This window comes from Streptomyces sp. NPDC002490, assembly GCF_040296045.1.
In the GTDB taxonomy this organism is placed as follows: Bacteria; Actinomycetota; Actinomycetes; order Streptomycetales; family Streptomycetaceae; genus Streptomyces.
In genome coordinates, this window is the sequence record NZ_JBEOWM010000007.1 from 87,263 (window position 1) to 112,396 (window position 25,134).

General features: G+C 72.0%; 20 protein-coding genes. 17 read left to right on the forward strand and 3 right to left on the reverse strand.

Annotated features, from left to right (window positions below; translation table 11 throughout):
* Positions 1 to 26 precede the first annotated feature (26 nt).
* The 6 genes from ruvB to ABT092_RS06625 all read left to right on the forward strand — a co-directional run bounded on the left by ruvB (position 27) and on the right by ABT092_RS06625 (position 8,187).
* Positions 27 to 1,118, forward strand: a complete 1,092-nt coding sequence (gene ruvB, locus ABT092_RS06600; protein WP_351240489.1) for a Holliday junction branch migration DNA helicase RuvB — start codon at positions 27 to 29, stop codon at positions 1,116 to 1,118.
* A 164-nt stretch (positions 1,119 to 1,282) separates the two neighbouring features.
* The gene (yajC, locus tag ABT092_RS06605; RefSeq protein WP_351240491.1) at positions 1,283 to 1,777 is read left to right on the forward strand and encodes a preprotein translocase subunit YajC; all 495 of its coding nucleotides are present in this window, start codon (positions 1,283 to 1,285) and stop codon (positions 1,775 to 1,777) included.
* Between the two features lie 137 nt (positions 1,778 to 1,914).
* On the forward strand, positions 1,915 to 3,696 hold the full coding sequence (gene secD / locus ABT092_RS06610) for a protein translocase subunit SecD (protein ID WP_351240493.1): 1,782 nt from the start codon (positions 1,915 to 1,917) through the stop codon (positions 3,694 to 3,696).
* Between the two features lies 1 nt (position 3,697).
* Positions 3,698 to 4,795 (forward strand): protein translocase subunit SecF, encoded by a 1,098-nt coding sequence (gene secF, locus ABT092_RS06615; protein ID WP_351240495.1) that lies wholly within the window; start codon positions 3,698 to 3,700, stop codon positions 4,793 to 4,795.
* Positions 4,792 to 5,331 (forward strand): adenine phosphoribosyltransferase, encoded by a 540-nt coding sequence (locus tag ABT092_RS06620; RefSeq protein WP_351240497.1) that lies wholly within the window; start codon positions 4,792 to 4,794, stop codon positions 5,329 to 5,331. The genes secF and ABT092_RS06620 overlap by 4 nt, the downstream gene beginning before the upstream one ends.
* A 309-nt stretch (positions 5,332 to 5,640) precedes the next feature.
* Positions 5,641 to 8,187, forward strand: coding sequence for a RelA/SpoT family protein (locus ABT092_RS06625; RefSeq protein ID WP_351240499.1), 2,547 nt, complete (start codon positions 5,641 to 5,643; stop codon positions 8,185 to 8,187).
* An 87-nt stretch (positions 8,188 to 8,274) separates the two neighbouring features.
* Here ABT092_RS06625 and ABT092_RS06630 read toward each other — a convergent pair whose 3' ends face one another.
* Both ABT092_RS06630 and ABT092_RS06635 read right to left on the reverse strand, forming a co-directional pair.
* Positions 8,275 to 9,504 (reverse strand): DUF349 domain-containing protein, encoded by a 1,230-nt coding sequence (locus ABT092_RS06630; RefSeq protein WP_351240501.1) that lies wholly within the window; start codon positions 9,502 to 9,504, stop codon positions 8,275 to 8,277.
* A 134-nt stretch (positions 9,505 to 9,638) separates the two neighbouring features.
* Positions 9,639 to 10,472 (reverse strand): peptidylprolyl isomerase, encoded by an 834-nt coding sequence (locus ABT092_RS06635; protein ID WP_351240503.1) that lies wholly within the window; start codon positions 10,470 to 10,472, stop codon positions 9,639 to 9,641.
* Positions 10,473 to 10,695: 223 nt separating this feature from the next.
* Here ABT092_RS06635 and ABT092_RS06640 point away from each other — a divergent pair, with 223 nt between their 5' ends.
* The 5 genes from ABT092_RS06640 (at position 10,696) to rpsD (ending at position 15,936) form a co-directional block, all read left to right on the forward strand.
* Positions 10,696 to 11,403, forward strand: a complete 708-nt coding sequence (locus tag ABT092_RS06640; RefSeq protein WP_351240505.1) for an MBL fold metallo-hydrolase — start codon at positions 10,696 to 10,698, stop codon at positions 11,401 to 11,403.
* Between the two features lie 15 nt (positions 11,404 to 11,418).
* Positions 11,419 to 12,681 carry a histidine--tRNA ligase gene (gene hisS / locus ABT092_RS06645; protein ID WP_351240507.1) on the forward strand — a complete coding sequence of 421 codons (1,263 nt, stop codon included), beginning with the start codon at positions 11,419 to 11,421 and terminating at the stop codon, positions 12,679 to 12,681.
* 203 nt (positions 12,682 to 12,884) lie between these two features.
* Positions 12,885 to 13,535, forward strand: coding sequence for a vitamin K epoxide reductase family protein (locus ABT092_RS06650; RefSeq protein ID WP_351240509.1), 651 nt, complete (start codon positions 12,885 to 12,887; stop codon positions 13,533 to 13,535).
* 74 nt (positions 13,536 to 13,609) lie between these two features.
* The gene (locus ABT092_RS06655) at positions 13,610 to 14,989 is read left to right on the forward strand and encodes a replication-associated recombination protein A (RefSeq protein ID WP_351240511.1); all 1,380 of its coding nucleotides are present in this window, start codon (positions 13,610 to 13,612) and stop codon (positions 14,987 to 14,989) included.
* Between the two features lie 332 nt (positions 14,990 to 15,321).
* Complete coding sequence (rpsD, locus tag ABT092_RS06660; RefSeq protein ID WP_073792029.1) at positions 15,322 to 15,936, forward strand: 30S ribosomal protein S4; 615 nt, start codon at positions 15,322 to 15,324, stop codon at positions 15,934 to 15,936.
* 20 nt (positions 15,937 to 15,956) lie between these two features.
* Here rpsD and ABT092_RS06665 read toward each other — a convergent pair whose 3' ends face one another.
* Positions 15,957 to 18,230, reverse strand: a complete 2,274-nt coding sequence (locus ABT092_RS06665) for an ATP-binding protein (RefSeq protein ID WP_351240513.1) — start codon at positions 18,228 to 18,230, stop codon at positions 15,957 to 15,959.
* Positions 18,231 to 18,462: 232 nt separating this feature from the next.
* Between ABT092_RS06665 and ABT092_RS06670 the strand changes: the two genes are divergently transcribed.
* The 6 genes from ABT092_RS06670 (at position 18,463) to ABT092_RS06695 (ending at position 25,088) form a co-directional block, all read left to right on the forward strand.
* A complete protein-coding gene (locus tag ABT092_RS06670; RefSeq protein WP_351240515.1) occupies positions 18,463 to 18,924 on the forward strand; it encodes a DUF948 domain-containing protein in 462 nt (153 codons plus the stop codon).
* Between the two features lie 7 nt (positions 18,925 to 18,931).
* On the forward strand, positions 18,932 to 19,291 hold the full coding sequence (locus ABT092_RS06675; protein ID WP_351240517.1) for a hypothetical protein: 360 nt from the start codon (positions 18,932 to 18,934) through the stop codon (positions 19,289 to 19,291).
* Positions 19,291 to 21,963, forward strand: a complete 2,673-nt coding sequence (gene alaS, locus ABT092_RS06680) for an alanine--tRNA ligase (protein WP_351240518.1) — start codon at positions 19,291 to 19,293, stop codon at positions 21,961 to 21,963. Before ABT092_RS06675 ends, alaS begins: the two co-directional genes overlap by 1 nt.
* Entirely contained in the window at positions 21,963 to 22,427 is a 465-nt protein-coding gene (ruvX, locus tag ABT092_RS06685) for a Holliday junction resolvase RuvX (RefSeq protein WP_351240519.1), read from the forward strand. The genes alaS and ruvX overlap by 1 nt, the downstream gene beginning before the upstream one ends.
* 122 nt (positions 22,428 to 22,549) lie before the next feature.
* Positions 22,550 to 24,271: an endolytic transglycosylase MltG gene (mltG, locus tag ABT092_RS06690; protein WP_351240520.1), complete on the forward strand. Its 1,722-nt coding sequence runs from the start codon at positions 22,550 to 22,552 to the stop codon at positions 24,269 to 24,271.
* The gene (locus tag ABT092_RS06695) at positions 24,246 to 25,088 is read left to right on the forward strand and encodes a shikimate dehydrogenase (RefSeq protein ID WP_351240521.1); all 843 of its coding nucleotides are present in this window, start codon (positions 24,246 to 24,248) and stop codon (positions 25,086 to 25,088) included. The genes mltG and ABT092_RS06695 overlap by 26 nt, the downstream gene beginning before the upstream one ends.
* Positions 25,089 to 25,134 lie beyond the last annotated feature (46 nt).

The following is a 25,134-nucleotide window of genomic DNA, read 5'->3' on the forward strand; positions in this document are numbered from 1 at the left end:
CGCCCCCGACCCCCGAGGCACACCTGATGAACTGGGACGACACGACCGACGCGACCTCCGCACCCGGGGCGGACCGGCTGGTGGGACCGTCGGCCGACGGCGAGGACCAGGCCGTGGAGGCCGCCCTGCGTCCCAAGGACCTGGACGAGTTCATCGGCCAGGAGAAGGTCCGCGAACAACTCGACCTGGTGCTGCGGGCGGCCCGGGCCCGCGGGGCCACCGCCGACCACGTGCTGCTCTCCGGCGCCCCCGGCCTCGGCAAGACCACCCTCTCCATGATCATCGCCGCCGAGATGGGCGCCCCGATCCGCATCACCAGCGGCCCCGCCATCCAGCACGCGGGCGACCTGGCCTCGATCCTCTCCTCCCTCCAGGAGGGCGAGGTCCTGTTCCTCGACGAGATCCACCGGATGTCGCGGCCCGCCGAGGAGATGCTGTACATGGCGATGGAGGACTTCCGCGTCGACGTCATCGTCGGCAAGGGACCCGGCGCCACCGCGATCCCGCTGGAGCTGCCGCCCTTCACCCTGGTCGGCGCCACCACCCGGGCCGGTCTGCTCCCGCCGCCGCTGCGCGACCGCTTCGGCTTCACCGCGCACATGGAGTTCTACGGAGCGGCCGAGCTGGAGCGCGTCGTCCACCGCTCCGCCGGCCTCCTCGACGTCCCCCTCGACGCCGAGGGCGCCGCCGAGATCGCCGGACGCTCCCGGGGCACCCCGCGCATCGCCAACCGGTTGCTGCGCCGGGTGCGCGACTACGCCCAGGTCAAGGCGGACGGTGCGATCACCCGGGAGGTCGCCGCGGCGGCCCTGCGGGTGTACGAGGTGGACGACCGCGGACTGGACCGACTGGACCGGGCGGTGCTGGAGGCGCTGCTCAAGCTCTTCGGCGGCGGCCCGGTCGGGCTGTCCACCCTGGCCGTGGCGGTGGGGGAGGAGCGCGAGACGGTGGAGGAGGTCGCCGAGCCCTTCCTGGTGCGCGAAGGGCTCCTGGCGCGTACGCCCCGTGGTCGGGTGGCCACCCCGGCGGCCTGGGCGCACCTGGGACTCACCGCCCCGCAGCAGGCTCCGGGCGGGCCCGTGGGCGGATCAGGACAACAGGGCCTGTTCGGGGCGTGACGGCGCGCGTCCTCGCGGGGGCGGGAACCCCGGTGCCATGCTGAGCGTTGTTCCAACGATGCGGACTCGCTTAGACTCCGCCGATGCCCCCCTTGTCGGGGGCGCCACCCACCCCCAATGACCAGGCCGCATCGCAAGCGGTCCCTTGAAGGAAGTTCCGACCCGTGAGTCTCGTGACCCTCCTCCCGTTCATCGTGCTCATCGGGGCCATGTTCCTGATGACGCGGTCTGCGAAGAAGAAGCAGCAGCAGGCCGTCCAGATGCGCGACAACATCCAGCCCGGATCTGGTGTCCGCACGATCGGCGGCATGTACGCCACCGTCAAGGAGGTCAGCGAGGACACGGTGCTCCTCGAAGCGGCCCCGGGCGTCCACCTGATCTTCGCCAAGAACGCGATCGGCGCCGTCCTCGACGACGACGAGTACAACCGTCTCGTCCACGGTCCCGAATTCGCCGACGACGACGAGTCCGGGGAGATCGACGGCGCAGTCGTCCCCGACGACGCATCCTCCCTCACCGAAGCCGCCGACTCCCCCCGCATCGACCTGGCCAAGCCGGGCACGAGCGACGCTGACACCGCCGAGGGCACGGCGGACCAGGCCGCGAAGAAGGCCGACGCCGAGCCGAAGAAGACCGACGGCGAGTCCGACGCGAAGTAGTCACGCCCGGGAACCCCGACCCCACCGCTCGTGTGCGGGGTTCCCGGGTCGTGCTGGCTTCACGCGGGTCTCCACACCAGTGACCGGCCGTCGGCGCCCGACCTGCGCGGGGCGGCTGGAGAGGGAGAAACGACAAGGTGGCAGCACCCAAGAAGGGCCGTAAGCCGAGCGCACAGGGGAAGCCCGGGCGCACGCTGGTCCTGATCCTGATCGCCATCGTGGCGCTCACCGGGGGGATGTTCCTATCGGGGCACACCACTCCGCGACTCGGGATCGACCTCGCCGGCGGCACGAGCATCACGCTCAAGGCGAAGAGCGAGCCCGGTCAGAAGAACGCGGTCAACAAGACCAACATGGAAACCGCCGTCGGCATCATCGAACGACGGGTGAACGGCCTCGGAGTGTCCGAGGCCGAGGTTCAGACCCAGGGTAACGACAACATCATCGTCAACATCCCCCGGGGTACCAACGAGAAGGCGGCGCGCGAGCAGGTCGGCACGACCGCCAAGCTGTCCTTCCGCCCCGTGCTGAACGGTCTGCCGATCACCGCCCCGGGCAGTGCCTCGCCCAGCCCGTCCCCCAGTGCCTCCAGCGGCAAGGACCAGAAGGACGGCAAGGGCGACGACAAGAGCGCCGCGCCCACCGCGAGCAGCTCCGCCGAGCCCTCGGACGGCGCCACCACCCAGGGACGCGCGCTCACCGGCGCCCTCGCCGCCGACGCCACGCCCAGCGCCTCGGCCAGCCCCTCCACCGAGCCCTCGGCCCCGGCCACCCCCGCCGCTCCGGCCACCCCCGCCGCCCCGGCCCCCACCGGTCTGGACAAGCAGCTCGAAGCACTCGACTGCTCGACCAGGGAAGCCCGCCTCGCCGCCAGCGACAAGGCCCGGGCCGCGAAGCCCGAGGATCCCGTCGTCGCCTGTGACCCGGACTCCCAGTTCAAGTACTCGCTCGGTCCGGTGGCCGTCGAGGGCAAGCAGATCGCCGATGCCGAGGCCACCATCGACACCCAGGGTGCCTCCGGCTGGATCGTGACGATGGACTTCGACAAGAAGGGCTCGGACCAGTTCGGCACGATCACGTCCGAGATCTCCAAGAAGGCCGCCCCCCAGAACCAGTTCGCGATCGTCCTGGACGGCGAGATCGCCTCCGCCCCCTCCGTGAACGGCCCGATCACCGGCGGCAACGCCCAGATCTCCGGCAGCTTCACCCAGGAGGAGGCCACCAACCTGGCCAACATGCTCTCCTACGGTGCGCTGCCGTTGACCTTCGAGGAGCAGAGCGTCACCACGGTGACCGCGGCCCTCGGCGGTGAGCAGCTCGAAGCCGGTCTGATCGCGGGTGCCATCGGCCTGGCGCTCGTCGTGATCTACCTGGTGGTCTACTACCGCGGTCTGTCCCTGGTCGCGATCGCCTCGCTGCTGGTCTCCGCGGCGCTGACCTACGTGATCATGGCGCTGCTCGGCCCGGCCATCGGCTTCGCGCTGAACCTGCCGGCGGTCTGCGGTGCCATCGTCGCCATCGGCATCACCGCCGACTCGTTCATCGTGTTCTTCGAACGGGTCCGTGACGAGATCCGCGAGGGCCGCTCGCTGCGGCCGGCCGTCGAACGCGGTTGGCCCCGGGCCAGGCGCACCATCCTGGTCTCCGACTTCGTGTCCTTCCTGGCCGCCGCGGTGCTCTTCGTCGTCACCGTGGGCAAGGTGCAGGGCTTCGCCTTCACCCTGGGCCTCACCACCCTGCTCGACGTGGTCGTGGTGTTCTTCTTCACCAAGCCGCTGCTGACCCTGCTGGCCCGCACCAAGTTCTTCGCGGACGGCCACCCCTGGTCCGGCTTCGACCCCAAGCGCCTCGGGATCACACCGCCGATCCGCCGCGGCCGTCGCCCCTCCGCCCCCCTGACCGACCCGAAGGAGGCGTGACATGTCGCGACTCGGCGAACTGGGCGCCAAGCTGTACCGCGGCGAGGTCGGGTACGACTTCGTCGGCAAGCGCCGCTTCTGGTACGGCGTCTCCATCCTGATCACCATCACGGCGATCGTCGGCCTGGCGGTGCGCGGGCTGAACATGGGCATCGAGTTCCAGGGCGGTGCCGTCTTCACCACGCCGAAGACCAGCGTCTCCGCCTCACAGGCGGAGAAGGTCGCCGAGGAGGCGGCCGGACACGACGCGATCGTGCAGGAACTCGGCACCGGCGGCATGCGCATCCAGATCAGCAACGTCGACACCGCCAAGGCCGACCAGCTCCGTCCGCTGCTGGCGCAGGAGCTGAACGTCAAGGCGGAGGACATCAACGCCGAACTGGTCGGACCGAGTTGGGGCGAACAGATCGCCAACAAGGCATGGACCGGCCTCGGCGTGTTCATGATCCTCGTGGTGATCTACCTGGCCATCGCCTTCGAATGGCGCATGGCGCTGGCCGCCCTGATCGCCCTGATCCACGACCTCACCATCACCGTCGGGGTCTATGCGCTCGTCGGCTTCGAGGTCACCCCGGGCACGGTCATCGGTCTGTTGACGATCCTCGGCTACTCGCTGTACGACACGGTGGTCGTCTTCGACTCCTTGAAGGAACAGACGAAGGACCTCACCAAGCAGACCCGCTTCACCTACAGCGAGGTCGCCAACCGGTCCATCAACAGCACCCTGGTGCGTTCCATCAACACCACCGTCGTGGCACTGCTGCCGGTCGCCGGCCTGCTGTTCATCGGCGGCGGCGTGCTCGGCGCGGGCATGCTGAACGACATCTCGCTCTCGCTGTTCGTCGGCCTCGCGGCCGGCGCCTACTCGTCCATCTTCATCGCCACGCCACTGGTCGCCGACTTCAAGGAGCGCGAACCGCAGATGAAGGCACTCAAGAAGCGGGTGCTCGCCAAGCGGGCCCAGGCCACCCGCGAAGCCGAAGCCGGCGGGTTCTCCGACGGCGGGGCGCAGGACGCCGACCCGGACGGAACGCAGCCCGCGGTCGTCGGTCCGCGGAGCCAACGGGGCCACGGCCGTTCCTCGGGGAAGCGCCGGTGACCGAGGTGCGCGATCTGCTGCTCAGTCGCATCCGCGACGTCAACGACTACCCGGAGCCGGGGGTGGTGTTCAAGGACATCACCCCGCTGCTCGCGGACCCCGAGGCGTTCACCCAGCTGACCGACGCGCTGGCCGCGTTCGTCGTGCGGACGGGGGCCACGAAGGTCGTCGGGCTGGAGGCCAGGGGCTTCATCCTGGGTGCTCCGGCCGCCGTGCGCGCCGGGGTCGGCTTCATCCCGGTCCGCAAGGCGGGCAAGCTCCCCGGAGCGACCCTCAGCCAGTCCTACGACCTGGAGTACGGCTCCGCCGAGATCGAGGTGCACGCCGAGGACCTCAGCCCGGGGGACCGGGTGGCGGTCATCGACGACGTCCTCGCCACCGGCGGCACGGCGGAGGCCTCGCTGTCCCTGATACACCGGGCCGGCGCAGAGGTCGCGGGCGTCGTCGTGCTGATGGAACTGGGCTTCCTGAACGGCCGCGCCCGTCTGGAGTCCGCCCTGGACGGTGCCCCGCTGGAGGCGCTGATCACCCTGTGACACCGCGCTCGCACGTGCGGTGGCAGTGAACGACGGGCCCGGAGAAATTCCGGGCCCGTCTCTTGCGTTCACCCCACACAGGGATGTCCCATGGGCACCGGAAGCCCTCCCGGGCACCACCGGGACGGCGTCCCCGACGCAGGGCCCAGGGCCCCCTGGCCCCGGTCGCGCCGCGGCCGTGCCGCACGACCTCCGAGCGCGGGGCCGGAGCACGAGGGCCCCACCACGACAGGAGGTCCCGGCCCGGGGTCGATACCATGGGCCTTCCGGGACCTGACCGGGGGACCCGGAAGCGCACGAGGAGCGCACTTGCCAGACGAGCCCCAGCCAGTCGCCGCCACGCCCGATCCACAGGCCGAACGGGCGGCGGCCCGCACCACCGCGCCCGCCAGGCCCGCACCGGACGGGCGGCCGGGCAAGCCCGCCGACAAGCGCGGCGGCCGGACCGAGGAGCCCTCGCGTCCCAAGGCGCCCGCACGGCCCGCCCCCGCCGCCGCCTCCTCGGTCCCGGCCCGGGTCACCCAGGGGCAGGTCCCCGCGCGTCCGGCCTCCTCCAACCGCGTCCGGGCCCGCCTCGCCCGGCTGGGCGTCCAGCGCTCGACCCCGTACAACCCGGTCCTGGAACCGCTGCTGCGGATAGTGCGCGGCAACGACCCGAAGACCGAGACGGCCACCCTGCGCCAGCTGGAGAAGGCGTACCAGGTCGCCGAGCGCTGGCACCGCGGCCAGAAGCGCAAGAGCGGGGACCCGTACATCACGCACCCGCTGGCCGTCACCACCATCCTGGCCGAGCTGGGCATGGACCCGGCGACCCTGATGGCCGGCCTGCTGCACGACACGGTCGAGGACACCGAGTACGGGCTGGACACCCTGCGCCGGGACTTCGGGGACACCGTCGCCCTCCTCGTGGACGGCGTCACCAAACTGGACAAGGTCAAGTTCGGCGAGGCCGCCCAGGCCGAGACGGTCCGCAAGATGGTCGTCGCAATGGCCAAGGACCCGCGGGTGCTGGTCATCAAGCTCGCGGACCGGCTCCACAACATGCGCACCATGCGCTACCTCAAGCGGGAGAAGCAGGAGAAGAAGGCCCGCGAGACCCTGGAGATCTACGCCCCGCTCGCCCACCGGCTGGGCATGAACACCATCAAGTGGGAGCTGGAGGACCTCGCCTTCGCGATCCTCTACCCCAAGATGTACGACGAGATCGTCCGTCTGGTCGCCGAGCGCGCGCCCAAGCGGGACGAGTACCTGGCCATAGTGACCGACGAGGTCCAGGCCGATCTGCGGGCCGCCCGGATCAAGGCCACGGTCACCGGCCGTCCCAAGCACTACTACAGCGTCTACCAGAAGATGATCGTCCGCGGCCGCGACTTCGCGGAGATCTACGACCTGGTGGGCATCCGCGTCCTGGTGGACACCGTCCGCGACTGCTACGCGGCCCTGGGCACCGTCCACGCGCGCTGGAACCCGGTTCCGGGGCGCTTCAAGGACTACATCGCGATGCCCAAGTTCAACATGTACCAGTCGCTGCACACCACGGTGATCGGCCCCAACGGCAAGCCCGTCGAACTCCAGATCCGCACCTTCGACATGCACCGCCGCGCCGAGTACGGCATCGCCGCGCACTGGAAGTACAAGCAGGAGGCGGTGGCGGGCGCCTCCAAGGTCCGCACCGACGCCCCCAAGAGCCCGGCGGGCAAGGCCGGCAAGGACGGCGCCGCCGTCAACGACATGGCGTGGCTGCGCCAGCTGCTGGACTGGCAGAAGGAGACCGAGGACCCCGGCGAGTTCCTGGAGTCGCTGCGCTTCGACCTCTCCCGCAACGAGGTCTTCGTCTTCACGCCCAAGGGCGACGTCATCGCCCTGCCCGCCGGCGCCACCCCGGTCGACTTCGCCTACGCCGTCCACACCGAGGTCGGGCACCGCACCATAGGGGCCCGGGTCAACGGTCGGCTCGTCCCGTTGGAGTCGACCCTCGACAACGGCGACCTGGTGGAGGTGTTCACCTCCAAGGCGGCCGGCGCCGGCCCCTCCCGGGACTGGCTCGGCTTCGTGAAGTCCCCGCGCGCCCGCAACAAGATCCGTGCCTGGTTCTCCAAGGAACGCCGCGACGAGGCCATCGAACAGGGCAAGGACGCCATCGCCCGCGCGATGCGCAAGCAGAACCTGCCCATCCAGCGCATCCTCACCGGCGACTCCCTGGTCACCCTCGCCCACGAGATGCGTTACCCGGACATCTCCTCGCTGTACGCGGCGATCGGCGAGGGCCACGTCGCCGCGGCGAACGTGGTCCAGAAGCTCGTCCACGCGCTCGGCGGCGAGGAGGCGGCCAGCGAGGACATCGCGGAGAGCGTCCCGCCGGCCCGCGGGCGGACCCGCAAGCGTCGCTCCAACGCCGATCCCGGGGTGGTCGTCAAGGGCGTCGAGGACGTCTGGGTCAAGCTGGCCCGCTGCTGCACCCCCGTCCCCGGCGACCCGATCATCGGGTTCGTCACCCGGGGCAGCGGCGTCTCGGTGCACCGTGCGGACTGCGTCAACGTCGAGTCCCTGTCCAAGCAGCCCGAACGCATCCTGGACGTCGAGTGGGCCCCCACCCAGTCCTCGGTGTTCCTGGTCGCCATCCAGGTGGAGGCGCTGGACCGGTCCCGACTGCTCTCCGACGTCACCCGGGTCCTGTCTGACCAGCACGTCAACATCCTCTCGGCGGCCGTCCAGACCTCCCGCGACCGGGTCGCCACCTCCCGGTTCACCTTCGAGATGGGCGACCCCAAGCACCTGGGCCACGTCCTCAAGGCGGTCCGTGGCGTGGAGGGCGTCTACGACGTCTACCGCGTCACCTCCGCCCGGCGGCCCTGACCGGCCCGCCGCACCCCGCACACCGGGAAGGGGGCGGGCCGCACCGGATCGGTGCGGCCCGCCCCCTTCCCGTGGGTGCGACCTGGGTCAGCCCCCGAACTCCTGGAGGCCCTTGAGCGCCTGGTCGAGCAGCGCCTGCCGCCCCTCCAGTTCCCGCGCCAGCTTGTCGGCCCGGGCGGTGTTGCCCTGGGCACGGGCCGCGTCGATCTGCGTCCGCAGCTTGTCCACGGCGGCCTGGAGCTGGCCGGTCAGCCCCGCGGCACGGGCCCGCGCCTCGGGGTTGGTCCGCCGCCACTCGGCCTCCTCCGACTCCTGGAAGGCCCGCTCCACGGCGTGCATCCGGCCCTCGACCCGTCCGCGGGCGTCCCGCGGCACGTGGCCGATGGCCTCCCAGCGCTCGTTGATCGAACGGAACGCGGCCCGCGCCGCCTTCAGGTCCGTCACCGGGAGGAGCTTCTCGGCCTCCCCGGCCAACTCCTCCTTCAGCTTCAGGTTCTCCGCCTGCTCCGCGTCGCGCTCCGCGAACACCCCGCTGCGCGCCGCGAAGAAGACGTCCTGGGCGCCGCGGAAGCGGTTCCACAGGTCGTCCTCGTGCTCGCGCTGGGCCCGCCCGGCCGCCTTCCAGTCCGCCATCAGCTCGCGGTAACGGGCGGCCGTGGGCCCCCAGTCCGTCGAACCCGACAGCGCCTCGGCCTCCGAGACCAGCTTCTCCTTGGCCTTGCGGGCGTCCTCGCGCTGCGCGTCCAGGGACGCGAAGTGCGCCTTGCGCCGCTTGGAGAACGCGGAACGGGCGTGCGAGAAGCGGTGCCACAGCTCGTCGTCCGACTTGCGGTCGAGCCGCGGCAGCCCCTTCCAGGTGTCCACCAGCGCCCGCAGGCGCTCCCCGGCGGACCGCCACTGGTCGCTGCGCGCCAGCTCCTCCGCCTCGGCGACCAGGGCCTCCTTGGCGTGACGCGCCTCGTCGGACTGCTTGGCCCGCTCCGCACGCCGTTCCTCACGACGCGTCTCGACCGTCCCCACCAGGGCGTCGAGCCGCTTGCGGAGCGCGTCCAGATCGCCCACCGCGTGGTGGGCGTCCACCTGCTCGCGGAGGTGGTCGACGGCGGTCTGGGCGTCCTTCGCCGACAGGTCGGTGGTCTTCACCCGACGTTCGAGGAGGCCGATCTCCACGACCAGACCCTCGTACTTGCGCTCGAAGTAGGCCAGCGCCTCCTCGGGAGAGCCCGCCTGCCAGGAACCGACGACCTGCTCACCCTCGGCCGTCCGCACGTACACGGTCCCCGTCTCGTCGACGCGGCCCCACGGGTCGCTGCTCACAGCGCCTCCTCCACATGATGCCCGCGCGGGCCGAAGGGCCCCCGGACATCGTCCACAGTTTCGTCACGGTCAATCTAGGCGACCGGCGGGGCGGCTGTCCGCATCCCGCGCGATCGGAATTGTGCAGTTGGGGATCAGGACGAGGTGACCGTGGCCTTGTTGATGACCACCGTCGCATTGGGCTTGGTCATCCCCATTTGGTCGGGGGCCGTCGCACCGGCGTCCGCGATCTTCTTGAGGACCTTCATGCCCTCCGCGGAAACCGTCCCGAACGGGGTGTAGTCGGGCGGCAGCTGGCTGTCCTGGTAGACCAGGAAGAACTGGCTGCCCCCGGTGTCCCGGCCCTGCTTCGTCTGCGGGTTGTACTGGTTGGCCATGGCGACCGTGCCCGCCGGGTACACGTTCCCCTTGAGCCGCTTGTCCTTCAGGTTCTCGTCCGGGATCGAGTAGCCCGGCCCGCCCTGCCCGGTGCCCTGCGGGTCGCCGCACTGGAGCACGTAGATGCCGGTGGTGGTGAGCCGGTGGCACGTCGTGTGGTCCAGGTAGCCCTTGTCCAGCAGGAAGTCGAACGAGTTCACCGTCCGGGGCGCCGCCGCCGCGTCCAACTCGACGTCGATGGCACCGCAGGTGGTGTCCAGCTTCATCGTGTAGGTCGCCGACTCGTCGATCGCGAGCTTCGGCTCCTTCTTGTACGTCGCCGTCTTCGGCTTGCCCGCGGCCGGCTTGGCGCACGGGTCCGGGCCCTTGCTCGGCGGGGCGGCGGCGTCGGTCTCCTTCTTCTTCTTGTCGTCGCCGTCGAAGGCGCCCGCCGCGTACGACACCGCGCCGCCCGCCAACACCACCGCGAGCGCCGACGCGATCACCGCGTTGCGCGTCCGCCCCCGGCGGCGCGCGTCCTCGCGCCGCTGCTGCTGCCGCAAGAACTTCTCCCGGGCGAGCTGCCGCCGCCGCTGCTCCTGGCTGACCAACGGGATGTCTCCGTTCCTGTCGTGGCCGAGTCGTCGCTCCGCCTGCAAGACCCTGACCGCTTGCACATGTGCCCCGTACCGTATCCGGGTTCGCTGTGGGAACGGCAGCGCCGGTAGGCTCTGGGGAAGTCGAGCCCTCCGGACGGAGGGCGTCACGGCCTCCCGTTCGTACGCGTTCGTGCGGGGCGTCGGCGAGAAGATCCGAGACACACGAAGGACGATCGTGCTCATTGCGGGGTTCCCCGCCGGGGCCTGGGGCACCAATTGTTATCTGGTGGCCCCCGCCGCGGGCGAGGAGTGCGTGATCATCGACCCGGGCCACCAGGCCGCCCAGGGGGTCGAGGAGGCCATCGCCAAGCATCGCCTCAAGCCCGTCGCGGTCGTCCTCACCCACGGCCACATCGACCACGTCGCCTCGGTGGTCCCGGTGTGCGGCGCGCACGACGTGCCCGCCTGGATCCACCCCGAGGACCGGTACATGATGAGCGACCCCGAGAAGGCGCTCGGCCGGGCCATCGGCGCCCCCCTGATGGGCGAGCTGACCGTGGGGGAGCCCGACGACCTGCGGGAGCTGACCGACGGCTCGGCGCTGGAGTTGGCCGGTCTGGAGTTCTCCGTCGCGCACGCCCCGGGCCATACCAGGGGGTCGGTGACCTTCCGGATGCCCGAGGCCGCGGACGTCCCGTCCGTCCTCTTCTCGGGCGACCTGCTCTTCGCCGGCTCCATCGGACGTACCGACCTGCCCGGCGGCAGCCACCCCGAGATCCTGCGGTCCCTGGCCCGGGTGTGCCTGCCCCTGGACGACTCGACCGTGGTGCTGTCCGGCCACGGCGCCCAGACCACCATCGGCCGGGAACGCGCCACCAACCCCTACCTGCGGCAGGTGGCCGACGGCCAGGGAGCCCCCCCGGCTCCCCGACGAGGAATGTGACGAGACGAAGACCCCGTGAGCACCTTCACCGCCCCCAAGGGCACGTACGACCTGATCCCCCCGACCAGCGCGGCGTTCCTCGCCGTGCGGGACGCCCTCGCCGCCCCGCTGCGCGCCTCCGGCTACGGCTACGTCGAGACGCCCGGCTTCGAGGACGTCGAACTCTTCGCCCGCGGCGTCGGCGAGTCCACCGACATCGTCACCAAGGAGATGTACACCCTCACCACCAAGGGCGGCAGCGAACTCGCGCTGCGCCCCGAGGGCACCGCCTCCGTGTTGCGCGCCGCACTGGAGGCCAACCTCCACAAGGCCGGCAACCTGCCGGTCAAGCTCTGGTACTCCGGCTCCTACTACCGCTACGAGCGCCCGCAGAAGGGCCGTTACCGCCACTTCTCGCAGGTCGGCGCCGAGGCCATCGGCACCGAGGACCCGGCCCTGGACGCCGAGCTGATCGTCCTCGCGGACCAGGCGTACCGGTCGCTGGGCCTGAGCCGGTTCCGCATCCTGCTCAACTCGCTCGGCGACCGCGTCTGCCGGCCCGCCTACCGGGCCGCCCTCCAGGACTTCCTGCGCGGTCTGGACCTCGACGAGGAGACCCGCCGCCGCATCGAGATCAACCCGCTGCGGGTGCTCGACGACAAGCGTTCCGAGGTGCAGGCGCAGTTGGTGGGCGCCCCGCTGCTGCGGGACCACCTGTGCGAGGAGTGCCGGGCCTACCACGCCGAGGTGCGCGAGCTGCTGACCGCCCAGGGCGTCGCCTTCGAGGACGACCCGCGGCTGGTGCGCGGCCTCGACTACTACACCCGCACCACCTTCGAGTTCGTCCACGACGGCCTCGGTGCCCAGTCCGCGGTGGGCGGCGGCGGTCGTTACGACGGCCTGTCCGAGATGATCGGCGGCCCCGCGCTGCCCTCGGTGGGCTGGGCCCTCGGCGTGGACCGGACGGTCCTTGCCCTGGAGGCCGAGGGGATCGTCCTCGACCTCCCGCCCGCCACCAGCGTGTACGCGGTCCCGCTCGGCGAGGCGGCCCGCAGGACGCTCTTCGGGGTGGTCTCCGAACTGCGCCGGGCGGGGATCGCGGCCGACTTCGCCTACGGCGGCCGGGGCATCAAGTCCGCGATGAAGTCCGCCCACCGCTCCGGCGCCCGGTTCGCGCTGGTCGCGGGGGAGCGGGACCTGGCCGAGGGCGTCGTCCAGCTCAAGGACATGGAGTCGGGCGCCCAGGAACCGATCGCCCTGGATTCCGTCGTGGACGGGGTCCGCTCCCGGCTCGGCTGAGGCGCCGGGGAGCACAACCGTACGAGGGGGTCGCGCGGCCGGGTGCCGTTCGACCCCCTCGTCCCGTCCCCGGCCCGCGGCCACCTGCGACGGCGCCCGGCCCGGCGGACGACGCTTATGCGCAGCGAACGGTGCGTCCACAGGCGGGTACGGCACAATGACGATGCCCTTGGACCGTGACTCGACTTGACGGAAGCGGCGAGATGACCGAGATGACCAAGACAGCGGCGGCAGAACCCCGGGTTCCCTCCCCCTCGCCGGACCCCACCACCAGAGCGGGGGCCGGGCGGGGCCTCGCCCTGCTGCTGGTGATCACGGGCGCCGCCGGCCTGCTGGCCTCCTGGATCATCACCCTGGACAAGTTCAAGTTGCTGGAGGACCCGGACTACGTCCCCGGGTGCAGCGTCAACCCGATCATCTCCTGCGGCAACATCATGAAGAGCGACCAGGCGTCCGTCTTCGGGTTCCCCAACCCGATGCTGGGGCTGGTCACCTACGGCATGGTCATCTGCGTCGGCATGGGCCTGCTCGCCGGCGCCCGCTTCCCCCGCTGGTACTGGCTCACCCTGAACGCCGGCATGCTCTTCGGCGTCGGCTTCTGCGCCTGGCTCACCTACCAGTCGCTGTACGAGATCAACGCCCTGTGCCTGTGGTGCAACCTCGCCTGGGTCGCCACGATCCTGATGTTCTGGTACGTGACCTCGTTCAACGTGCGCAACGGTTTCCTGCCGGCGCCGGCCGGGCTGAAGCGCTTCCTGGAGGAGTTCACCTGGGTCCTGCCCCTGGTGCACGTCGGCATCATCGCCATGCTGGTGCTGACCCGCTGGCAGGACCAGCTCTGGAACGCCAGCTGAGCTCCGCGGCCCGGGCTGCCGGACCGCCGGCGGCACGGGCCGCGCTGTCGGTGCCGTGACATAGGCTTCCCGACGTGGAACCCGATCTCTTCACCGCGGCAGCCGAGGAACGTCAGGAGAGGGACCCGGCGAGCAGGCCGCTGGCCGTGCGCATGCGTCCGCGCAGCCTCGACGAGGTCCTCGGCCAACAGCACCTGCTCAAGCCGGGCGCACCCCTGCGCCGGCTGGTCGGCGAGGGCGGCGGCGGTCCCGCGGGGCCCTCCTCGGTGATCCTCTGGGGCCCGCCCGGCACCGGCAAGACGACCCTGGCGTACGTCGTCTCCCAGGCCACCAACAAGCGGTTCGTGGAGCTGTCGGCGATCACCGCGGGCGTCAAGGAGGTCCGCGCCGTCATCGACAGCGCCCGCCGCGCCACCGGCGGCTACGGCAAGGAAACGGTTCTCTTCCTGGACGAGATCCACCGCTTCAGCAAGGCGCAGCAGGACTCCCTGCTGCCCGCCGTGGAGAACCGCTGGATCACCCTCATCGCCGCCACCACCGAGAACCCCTACTTCTCGGTGATCTCCCCGCTGCTCTCCCGCTCCCTGTTGCTCACCCTGGAGCCGCTGGCCGACGACGACGTCCGCGGACTGCTGCGCCGGGCCCTCGCCGACGCCCGGGGGCTCGACGGCGCGCTCACCCTCGACGAGGACGCCGAGGGGCACCTGCTGCGGATCGCCGGCGGGGACGCCCGTCGGGCCCTGACCGCCCTGGAGGCGGGTGCCGGCGCAGCCCTGGCCAAGGGCGAGGGCGCCCTCACCCTGACCACCCTGGAGGAGTCGGTCGACCGGGCCGCGGTGACCTACGACCGCGCCGGTGACCAGCACTACGACGTGGCCAGCGCCCTCATCAAGTCCATCCGCGGCTCCGACGTGGACGCCGCCCTGCACTACCTGGCCCGCATGATCGAGGCCGGTGAGGACCCCCGCTTCATCGCCCGGCGGCTGATGATCTCCGCCAGCGAGGACATCGGCCTCGCCGACCCCACCGCCCTGCCCACCGCCGTCGCCGCCGCCCAGGCCGTGGCGCTCATCGGCTTCCCCGAGGCCGCGCTCACCCTCAGCCACGCGACCATCGCCCTGGCCCTGGCCCCGAAGTCCAACGCCGCGACGCTCGCCATCGGCGCCGCCCTGGCCGACGTCCGGGCGGGCCTCGCCGGCCCGGTCCCGACGCACCTGAGGGACGGCCACTACCGGGGCGCGGCCAAGCTCGGCCACGCCCAGGGGTACGTGTACCCGCACGACGTCCCCGGCGGCATCGCGACCCAGCGGTACGCCCCGGAGGCCGTCGAGGCCAAGCGCTACTACCAGCCCACCCGCTACGGGGCGGAGGCCCGCTACGCGGACGTGGTGGAGCGGGTCCGGGCCCGCCTCAAGGGCGAGCCGCCGCCGGCTCCGCAGGCCCCGGAGCAGTAGCCGGGTCACCGGAGCCCCGGACACCGGGTAAACTTGCCCAAGCGCTGCGTCCCGTGCCCGACCCCGGTCGGCTCACCAGAACGGGACAGGCAGCCGGGATCCGTCCGCGAGGACGGTCCCAGGAGCGTCGCGCACCGTCGAACGGTGTCGCGGGCAGCCCACCACCCCCTTGCGGAGGTCGGTGGGCCACTCGCGTGCTGCACGTATGTGCCCAGACCAGGGGAGCGGCTGCCCGAAGGACCCTCCGGGTCCGGCGGGTTTCCCCGGCTGCGGATGCGACCTCCCCTAACCCTGGTGAAGCCGTATTCGTACAGAGTGAGAGAGGTTGGTTCGTGCCGAACCAGTCCCGTCCCAAGGTCAAGAAGTCGCGTGCCCTCGGCATCGCGCTGACCCCCAAGGCCGTCAAGTACTTCGAGGCCCGCCCCTACCCGCCGGGCGAGCACGGCCGCGGTCGCAAGCAGACCTCGGACTACAAGGTCCGTCTGCTGGAGAAGCAGCGCCTGCGCGCGCAGTACGACGTCTCCGAGCGTCAGCTGGTCCGCGCCTACGACCGCGCCAGCAAGGTCCAGGGCAAGACCGGCGAGGCCCTGATCATCGAGCTGGAGCGGCGCCTCGACGCGCTGGTCCTGCGCTCCGGGATCGCCCGCACGATCTACCAGGCCCGCCAGATGGTCGTCCACGGCCACATCGAGGTCAACGGCAAGAAGGTCGACAAGCCCTCCTTCCGCGTGCGCCCCGACGACGTCGTGATGGTGCGCGAGCGCTCCCGCGAGAAGACGCTGTTCCAGGTCTCCCGCGAGGGTGGCTACGCCGCCGACGGCGAGACCCCGCGCTACCTCCAGGTCAACCTGAAGGCCCTGGCCTTCCGCCTCGACCGGGACCCGCAGCGCAAGGAGATCCCCGTGATCTGCGACGAGCAGCTCGTCGTCGAGTACTACGCCCGCTGATCCGGACGTAGACCTCCGCGTCACGCACCGGGGCCCGTCGCCTCCCCGCTCCACGGAGCGGGCGGGGCGACGGGCCCCGGTGTTCGTGCGTCCGCCGCTTCCCGCGGGCACTCCGGCGGGGCCGGCACCGGACCGGCGCCCCGCCCCAGGGCGCGCCGCACCGCCGCGTCCAGGCCGAGCGGCGCGCCCCGCCGCAGGCCCTCCTCGTACCGTGCGTCGCCGAGGGCGGCGCGGGCGCGCCGCTCGCCCAGCGCACGGGGCGCCCGCGCCGCCCTCGGCGACGCCGGTCCGAGCGAGTGCCGCCCCGCCGAGGGCCACAGACCGCCCGCCGCGCCCTGGAGCACCGCCGCCTCCCCGGGGTCGCCCTCGTCCAGGGTGACCAGGGCGAGCAGTTCGACGGCCAGGGCGACGCCCAGCAGGTCCCCGAAGGCGTGGCCGATGACCAGGCCCTCCTCCAACAGCCGCCGGGCCCGCGCCGGATCGCCCTCGGACCAGGCCGCGTAGGCGAGCACCAGCAGCGCGTAGGACAGTGCCCAGCGCTCCCCGTGGTCCTCGCACGCCTCCCGCACCTCCTCGCACCACCCCACGGCCTCCGCCACCGCGTTCCGGCCTCCGTCCGCGTCCCCGAGCCCTCCGGCGAGCGGATCGTGCTGGAAGATCAGTGCCGTCGCCAGTTCCACCCGGGCCATCAGCACGTTGCTGTTCAGCTCGCCGATCTCCCGGTAGTGGTCGAGCGCCGAGCGCAGCAGCCGCTCGGCGCGCTCCGCGTCGTCGGCGACCAGCGCCAGCACCCCGGTGCGGTGTTCGGCGTGGGCGACGGCCAGGGCGTCGTCGGTGCGCTCCGCCTCCTCCCGGCACTCGTGCAGCGCGGCGAGGGCCGCCACCGTGTCGCCCTGGAGCGCCGCGACGTGGCCGAGCACCCACAGCGCCTTGAGCCGGACGTCCGGCGGGCTCTCGCAGGCCCCCTCGGGGCCGCAGTCGAGTTCCAGGCCGCGCTGGAGCCAGTGCCGGCCCTCGGCGAGTCGACCGCACCCCACCCAGCAGAACCACAGGGTGCCCGCGACGTGCAGGGCCACCGGGGTGCTGCCGGGTTCGGTCAGGGCGTGTTCCAGGGCCGCGCGCACGTTGGGCAGCTCCGCCGCGGTCCGGGCGGCGACCTCCCGCTGCCGCGGGGAGAACCACTCCAGTTCGCACCAGGCGGCCAGTCCCGCGTACCAGTCCAGGTGGCGCCGGCGGAGCCGGGCCGTGTCCCCGGAGCCCTCCAGCCAGTCCGCCCCGTAGGCGCGGACCGTCTCCAGCATCCGGTAGCGCGCCCCCGAGGGCCCGTCCTCGCGGTGCACCACCGACTGGTCCAGCAAGGCGCTCAGCACGTCGAGCACTTCGTCCGGGGGCAGCCCGTCGCCCCCGCACACGTACTCCGCGGCCTCCAGGTCGAAGGTGCCGGAGAACACCGACAGCCGTGCCCACAGCAACCGCTCCTGCGTGGTGCACAACTCGTGGCTCCACCCGATGGCGGTGCGCAGCGTCCGATGCCGGGGCAGCGCGTCCCGCCCGCCGCCGGTCAACAGCCGGAACCGGTCGTCGAGGCGGTGCAGCAACTGCCCCGGGGACAGTGCGGTGAGCCGGCCGGCGGCCAGCTCCACGGCGAGCGGGATGCCGTCCAACCGTCGGCAGATCTCCCGCACGTCCGCCGCGTTGGCCTCGTCCAGCGCGAAGCCGGGCAGGACCGCACCGGCCCGGTCGGCGAACAGGGCCACGGCGTCGCCCTCCGCCAGCGGGGCGAGCGGGACCACCCGCTCGCCCCGCACCCCGAGGGGGCGCCGCCCGGCGGCGAGCACCCGTAGGCCCGGTGCGGCCCGCAACAAGGTGCGGACGAGCCCGGCGCAGCCGTCCACCAGGTGCTCGAAGCCGTCCAGGACCAGGAGGGCCCGTTGCGGCGCGAAGTGGTCCACCAGCACCGCGCGGGCCGGTCGTACCGCGTGCTCGGTCAGGCCCAGGGCCTGGGCCACCGCGTACTCGACGAGTTCGCCGGCGGCCAGCGGGGCGAGGTCCACCAGGCGAGCCCCGTCCGGCAGGGCGCAGGTGGCGGCGGCCCGGGCGACCAGCCGCGACTTGCCGATCCCGCCGGGGCCGACGACGGTCACCAGCCGGGAGTGCGCCGTGGCCTCGCCCAGCAGGGTCAGCTCGGGGGCGCGGCCCACCAGGGCGGTCAGTTCCAGCGGGAGGTCACGGGGCGCCCGGGCGCTGCGCGCAGAATCGTTCGTTCGCCGCCCGTGCCGCGATGTGGGTCGCATGAGCAACGGAGCGTACCCACGCATAAGCGTTACGTACAATCAGTCCAGGTGCGCGCGGGCCCCGTTCGAGGCCCCGCCCTGCGGTTCCCCTCCGCGCGGGCGGGGAATCGCGCGTGCGGAACCCCACCCCCGGCGCGATAGGCTCGTACGACGTCCGTCGGCCACGACCGGCGGCGAACGACCACATACGAGCCCGGCCCGTTCGGGCGCCCATCTCAGGGAGCGGTGCACAGTGTCCGGTGGAGAGGTTGCCGGGATCCTGGTGGCCGTCTTCTGGGCGATCCTGGTCTCCTTCCTCGCCGTCGCGCTGGTGAGGTTGACCCAGACGCTCAAGGCGACCACCAAGCTCGTCGCGGACGTGACCGACCAGGCCGTCCCGCTGCTCGCCGGTGCCACCGAGGCCGTGCGCTCCGCCCAGACGCAGCTCGACCGGGTCGACGCCATCGCCTCCGACGTGCAGGAGGTCACCTCGAACGCCTCCGCGCTCTCCACCACCGTCGCCTCCACCTTCGGCGGCCCCTTGGTGAAGGTCGCCGCGTTCGGCTACGGGGTGCGCCGCGCCATCGGACGCAAGGGCGCCGACCCCGGGTCCGCAGCGCCCGCTCCCCCCCAGCCCGCCCAGCGGAACCGCCGCACCGTCATCGTCGGCCGGACCGTGCCCACCGCCCGCCGCGGCCGGCGGAAGAAGGACTGAGACAGCGATGTTCCGCCGTGCGTTCTGGTTCACCGCGGGTGCCGCGGCCGGTGTCTGGGCCACCGCCAAGGTCAACCGCAAGCTCAAGCAGCTCACCCCGGAGAGCCTCGCCGCCCAGGCCGCCGACAAGGCCCTCGACGCGGGCCACCGGGTGCGCGAGTTCGCCCTCGACGTCCGCGCCGGCATGCTCCAGCGGGAGGCCGAACTCGGCGACGCGCTCGGACTCGACGCTCCCGTGGACGGCCCGCCGCGCCGCGCGGCCCTCGACCCCCCTCCCCCCGGGCGCCCGACCGCGCCGAAATACCTCGGCTACGGTGCGCGTTCGGACACGTATTCGCACAAGGACAACCGGAATGAGGACCACTGATGGAGTCGGCTGAAATCCGCCGTCGCTGGCTGCGCTTCTTCGAGCAGCGCGGGCACACCGTCGTGCCGTCGGCGTCGCTGATCGCGGACGACCCGACGCTGCTCCTGGTCCCGGCGGGCATGGTGCCCTTCAAGCCCTACTTCCTCGGCGAGGTCAAGCCGCCCTACGCCCGGGCCACCAGCGTGCAGAAGTGCGTGCGCACCCCGGACATCGAAGAGGTCGGCAAGACCACCCGCCACGGCACGTTCTTCCAGATGTGCGGCAACTTCTCCTTCGGCGACTACTTCAAGGAAGGCGCCATCACGTACGCCTGGGAGCTGCTCACCAGCTCCCTCGCGGACGGCGGCTACGGCCTTGACCCCGAGCGCCTGTGGATCACGGTCTACGAGGAGGACGACGAGGCCGAGCGGATCTGGCGCGACGTCATCGGCGTCCCCGCCGAGCGCATCCAGCGCCTCGGCAAGGGCCCCAACTTCTGGTCCATGGGCGTGCCCGGCCCCTGCGGCCCCTGTTCCGAGATCAACTACGACCGCGGCCCCGAGTTCGGCGTCGAGGGCGGCCCCGCCGTCAACGACGAGCGGTACGTGGAGATCTGGAACCTCGTGTTCATGCAGTACGAGCGCGGCGAGGGTACCGGCAAGGAGGACTTCGAGATCCTCGGCGAGCTGCCCAACAAGAACATCGACACCGGCCTCGGTCTCGAACGGCTCGCCATGATCCTCCAGGGCGTGCAGAACATGTACGAGATCGACACCTCCCGGGTCGTGATCGACAAGGCCACCGAACTCACCGGCGTCGCCTACGGCAAGGCCCACGGGAGCGACGTCTCGCTGCGCGTGGTCTCCGACCACATGCGCACCTCCGTGATGCTCATCGGCGACGGCGTCACCCCCGGCAACGAGGGCCGCGGCTACGTGCTGCGCCGCATCATGCGTCGTGCCATCCGCAACATGCGCCTGCTCGGTGCCACCGGCCCCGTCGCCGGCGAGCTCGTCGACACCGTCATCCGGTCGATGGCCGAGCAGTACCCGGAGCTGGAGGACGAGCGCAGCCGCATCGAGTCGGTCGCCCTCGCCGAGGAGGCCGCCTTCCTCAAGACCCTCAAGGCCGGCACCAACATCCTCGACACCGCCGTCACCGAGACCAAGAGCACCGGCGGCAGCGTCCTGCCCGGCGAGAAGGCGTTCCTGCTGCACGACACGTGGGGCTTCCCGATCGACCTCACCCTGGAGATGGCCGCCGAGCAGGGCCTCAGCGTCGACCAGGACGGCTTCCGGCGCCTGATGAAGGAGCAGCGGGAGCGCGCCAAGGCCGACGCCCGCGCCAAGAAGACCGGCCACGCCGACCTCGGTGCCTACCGGGAGATCGCCGACCGGGCGGGCGAGACCGACTTCATCGGCTACGTCGACACCCAGGGCGAGTCCCGGATCGTCGGCATCCTGGTGGACGGCGTGGCCTCGCCCGCCGCCACCGAGGGCGACGAGGTCGAGATCGTCCTGGACCGCACCCCCTTCTACGCCGAGGGCGGCGGGCAGATCGGCGACACCGGCCGCATCCGACTGGACTCGGGCGCCGTGGTCGAGGTCCGCGACTGCCAGAAGCCGGTGCCGGGCGTCTACGTGCACAAGGGCGTCGTCCAGGTCGGGGAGGTCACCCTCGACGCCCCGGCCCACGCCACCATCGACGTGCGCCGGCGCACCGCCATCGCCCGCGCCCACTCCGCCACCCACCTGACCCACCAGGCGCTGCGTGACGCCCTGGGCCCGACCGCCGCCCAGGCCGGTTCGGAGAACCAGCCCGGTCGCTTCCGCTTCGACTTCGGTTCCCCGGCCGCCGTGCCCGGCGCCGTGCTGACCGACGTCGAGCAGCGGATCAACGAGGTGCTCACCCGGGACCTCGACGTCGAGGCCGAGGTCATGAGCATCGACGAGGCCAAGAAGCAGGGCGCCATCGCCGAGTTCGGCGAGAAGTACGGCGAGCGGGTCCGGGTCGTCACCATCGGCGACTTCTCCAAGGAGCTGTGCGGCGGCACGCACGTCCACAACACCTCCCAGCTCGGGTTGGTGAAGCTGCTCGGCGAGTCCTCGATCGGCTCCGGCGTCCGGCGCATCGAGGCCCTGGTGGGCGTCGACGCCTACAACTTCCTGGCCCGGGAGCACACCGTCGTCGCCCAGCTCCAGGAACTGGTCAAGGGCCGTCCCGAGGAACTGCCCGAGAAGGTCGCGGGCATGCTCGCCAAGTTGCGCGAGGCCGAGAAGGAGATCGAGCGCTTCCGTGCCGAGAAGGTCCTCCAGGCCGCCGCCGGGCTCGCCGAGACGGCCCGCGACGTCCACGGGGTCGCCCTGGTCACCGGGCAGGTGCCGGACGGCACCACCGCCGACGACCTGCGCAAGCTGGTCCTCGACGTCCGCGGCCGCATCCAGGGCGGTCGGCCCGCCGTCGTGGCCCTGTTCACCACGGTCGGCGGCAAGCCGCTCACCGTCATCGCCACCAACGACGGCGCCCGCGCCCGCGGCCTCAAGGCCGGCGACCTGGTCCGCGCCGCGGCCAAGACGCTCGGCGGCGGCGGGGGCGGCAAGCCCGACGTCGCCCAGGGCGGCGGTCAGAACGCCGCCGCGGTCGGCGACGCCGTCGCCGCCGTCGAGCGGCTCGTCGCCGAGACGGCGGCCTGATGCGCCGGGGCCGCAGACTGGCGATCGACGTGGGTGACGCCCGGATCGGCGTCGCCTCCTGCGACCCCGACGGCATCCTCGCCACCCCGGTGGAGACCGTGCCGGGACGCGACGTCCCGGCCGCCCATCGGCGGCTGCGTCAACTGGTCGACGAGTACGAACCGATCGAGGTCGTCGTCGGGCTTCCCCGCTCCCTGAAGGGCGGGGAGGGCCCGGCGGCGACCAAGGTCCGTGCCTTCGCCGGACGGCTCGCGGCCGCGATCGCCCCCGTCCCGGTGCGTCTGGTGGACGAGAGGATGACCACAGTTACGGCCACGCAGGGACTGCGCGCCTCGGGCGTCACGTCCCGAAAGGGCCGGTCTGTCATCGACCAGGTTGCCGCTGTGGTGATCCTCCAGAACGCTCTGGAGTCCGAACGGGCGTCTGGTCGGGCCCCCGGAGAGGGCGTCGAAGTGGTCATCTGATCGCGATACGGTAACGTTCCGCGCGATGCGACGGTGTTCGAACAGCCGCCGCACAGCAAAGAGGTGGGCGCGAGGGTGCGCCGCGAGCGCCCCCGGCCCGCCTCGCGGCTCGATGGGGACACATGACTGAATATGGCCGGGGCCAGGGCTCCGAACCGTGGTATCCGGAGGACCCGTCGCACGGGGACGTCGGATGGGGAGGGCAGCAGGGCCACCCCGGCCAGTCCCCGCAGACCGGCCAGCAGCAGTACCCGCAGGGCGGTCCGCAGTACGGTGCCGGGCCCTTGGAGCCGCAGTCGGGACACCCGCAGGAGTACGTCCAACAGCAGCACGCCGGCCAGGGCTACGACCAGTGGACCGGGCAGCAGCCCGCCCCGGGGCACTCGGACGGCTACGGCCAGCAGTACCAGGGCGGCTGGGAGGCGGCCCAGCCCGGCCAGATCCCCTACGGTACCGATCCGACCGCGCCGTACGCCGGTCACCCCGAGGCGTACGGGGCCGAGCCCCCCGACTACTACGGCACCCCGGAGGCGTACCCGCCGCCGAGGCCCCCCGCCCACCGGACCGCCGCCCCGGCCCCGCCCGACGAGTCCACCGGCGACCAGGAGGACTGGGACCCGGCCCGCCCCGACCGGGAGGCCCCGGCCGCCCCCCGCCGCGCGGACGCGCCGGACGAGTACGACGACGAAGAACCGCCCGGTCGGTCCGGCGGGCGCGAGGACCGCCGGGGGGGCCGCAGCGGCAAGGAGGGCAAGCGCAAACGCCGCAACGGCTGCGCCTGCCTCCTGGTGACCGCGGTCTTCGTGGGCGGCATCGGCGCCGTCGGCTACTTCGGCTACCAGTTCTACCAGGACCGCTACGGAGCGCCCGAGGACTTCGCGGGCGCCGGCACCGACGAGAACGTCTCGGTGGACATCCCCAAGGGCGCGATCGGTTCCCTGATCGGCCAGAAGCTCAAGGAAGCCGGCGTCATCAAGAGCGTCGACGCGTTCACCCAGGCGCAGAACCAGCACCCCCAGGGCAAGAGCATCCAGGACGGCGCCTACATCCTGCGCAAACAGATGTCCGCGGCCAGCGCCGTGGAGCTGATGCTCGACCCGAAGAGCCGCAACAACCTCATCATCGCCGAGGGCCGCCGCAACATCTGGGTCTACGAGCAGATCGACAAGCGGCTCGACCTCCCCGAGGGCACCACCAAGGACGTCGCCCTCACCGAGTGGAAGTCCCTGGGCCTGCCCGAGTGGGCGACCAACGGCGCGGCGAGCCGCAAGGACCCGCTGGAGGGCTTCCTCTACCCGTCGAGCTACCCCGTCTCCGAGGGCACCGAGCCGGCCGAGGTGCTCAAGAAGATGATCTCCCGGGCGAAGAGCCAGTACGCGGCCCACGACCTCGACGGCAAGGCCCGGGAGCTGGGGTTGAAGGGCCCCCTGGAGCTCATCACGGTGGCCAGCCTGGTCCAGGCCGAGGGCAGGACGCACGACGACTTCAAGAAGATGGCGGCCGTCGTCTACAACCGGCTCAAGCCCGACAACACGGTCACCAACCAGAAGATCGAGTTCGACTCCACCTACAACTACCTGAGGAACCAGAGCAAGCTCGACATCTCCATCAAGGAGATCCGCAACCTCGACCACCCGTACAACACCTACTTCTACAAGGGCCTGCCGCCCGGGCCGATCGGCAACCCCGGCGAGGACGCCCTGAGCGCCGCGCTCGAACCGGACGACGGCGGCTGGATGTTCTTCGTCTCCGTCGACGGCAAGACGACGACCTTCACCGACAACCTGACCGACCACAACAAGCTGGTGGAGGAGTTCAATGCCGGACGCACGAAGAGCGACTGACCGCACCCGGGCGGCCGTCCTGGGCTCGCCCATCGCCCATTCGTTGTCCCCGGTCCTGCACCGCGCCGCCTACGCCGAGCTCGGCCTCGACGCCTGGAGCTACGACCGGTTCGAGGTGGACGAGGCGGCACTGCCCGACTTCCTCGCCGGGCTCGGCCCGCAGTGGGCCGGGCTCTCCCTGACCATGCCGCTCAAGCGCGCGGTGATACCCCTGCTGGACGAGGTCAGCGACACCGCCGCCGCGGTCGAGGCCGTCAACACGGTGGTCCTCACCGAGGACGGCCGCCGCACCGGCGACAACACCGACGTCCCCGGCATGGTCGCGGCCCTGCGGGAGCGCGGCGTCGAGACCGTGGACTCCGCCGCCGTGCTCGGCGCCGGGGCCACCGCCTCCTCCGCGCTCGCCGCCCTCGCCCGGATCTGCACCGGTGAGATCACCGCCTACGTGCGCTCCGCCGCCCGCGCGGCCGAGATGCGGCAGTGGGGCGAACGCCTCGGCATCGGGGTCCGCACCGCCGACTGGGCGGACGCCGCCCGCGCCCTGCGCGCCCCCCTGGTGATCGCCACCACCCCCGCCGGCACCACCGACGCGCTCGCCGCCGAGGTCCCCGAACGCCCGGCCACCCTGTTCGACGTGCTCTACGAGCCCTGGCCGACCGCGCTGGCGGCGCGCTGGTCCGCCCACGGGGGCGCCGTCGTCAGCGGACTGGACCTCCTCGTCCACCAGGCGGTGCTCCAGGTCGAGCGGATGACCGGACGGTCGGCGCCGCTGGTCGCCATGCGCCGTGCGGGAGAAGGGGCGCTCGCCGCCCGCTGAGCCGGCGCGCGCGCCCGGGTCCGGGCGGGACGGCGCCCTTCCGTCG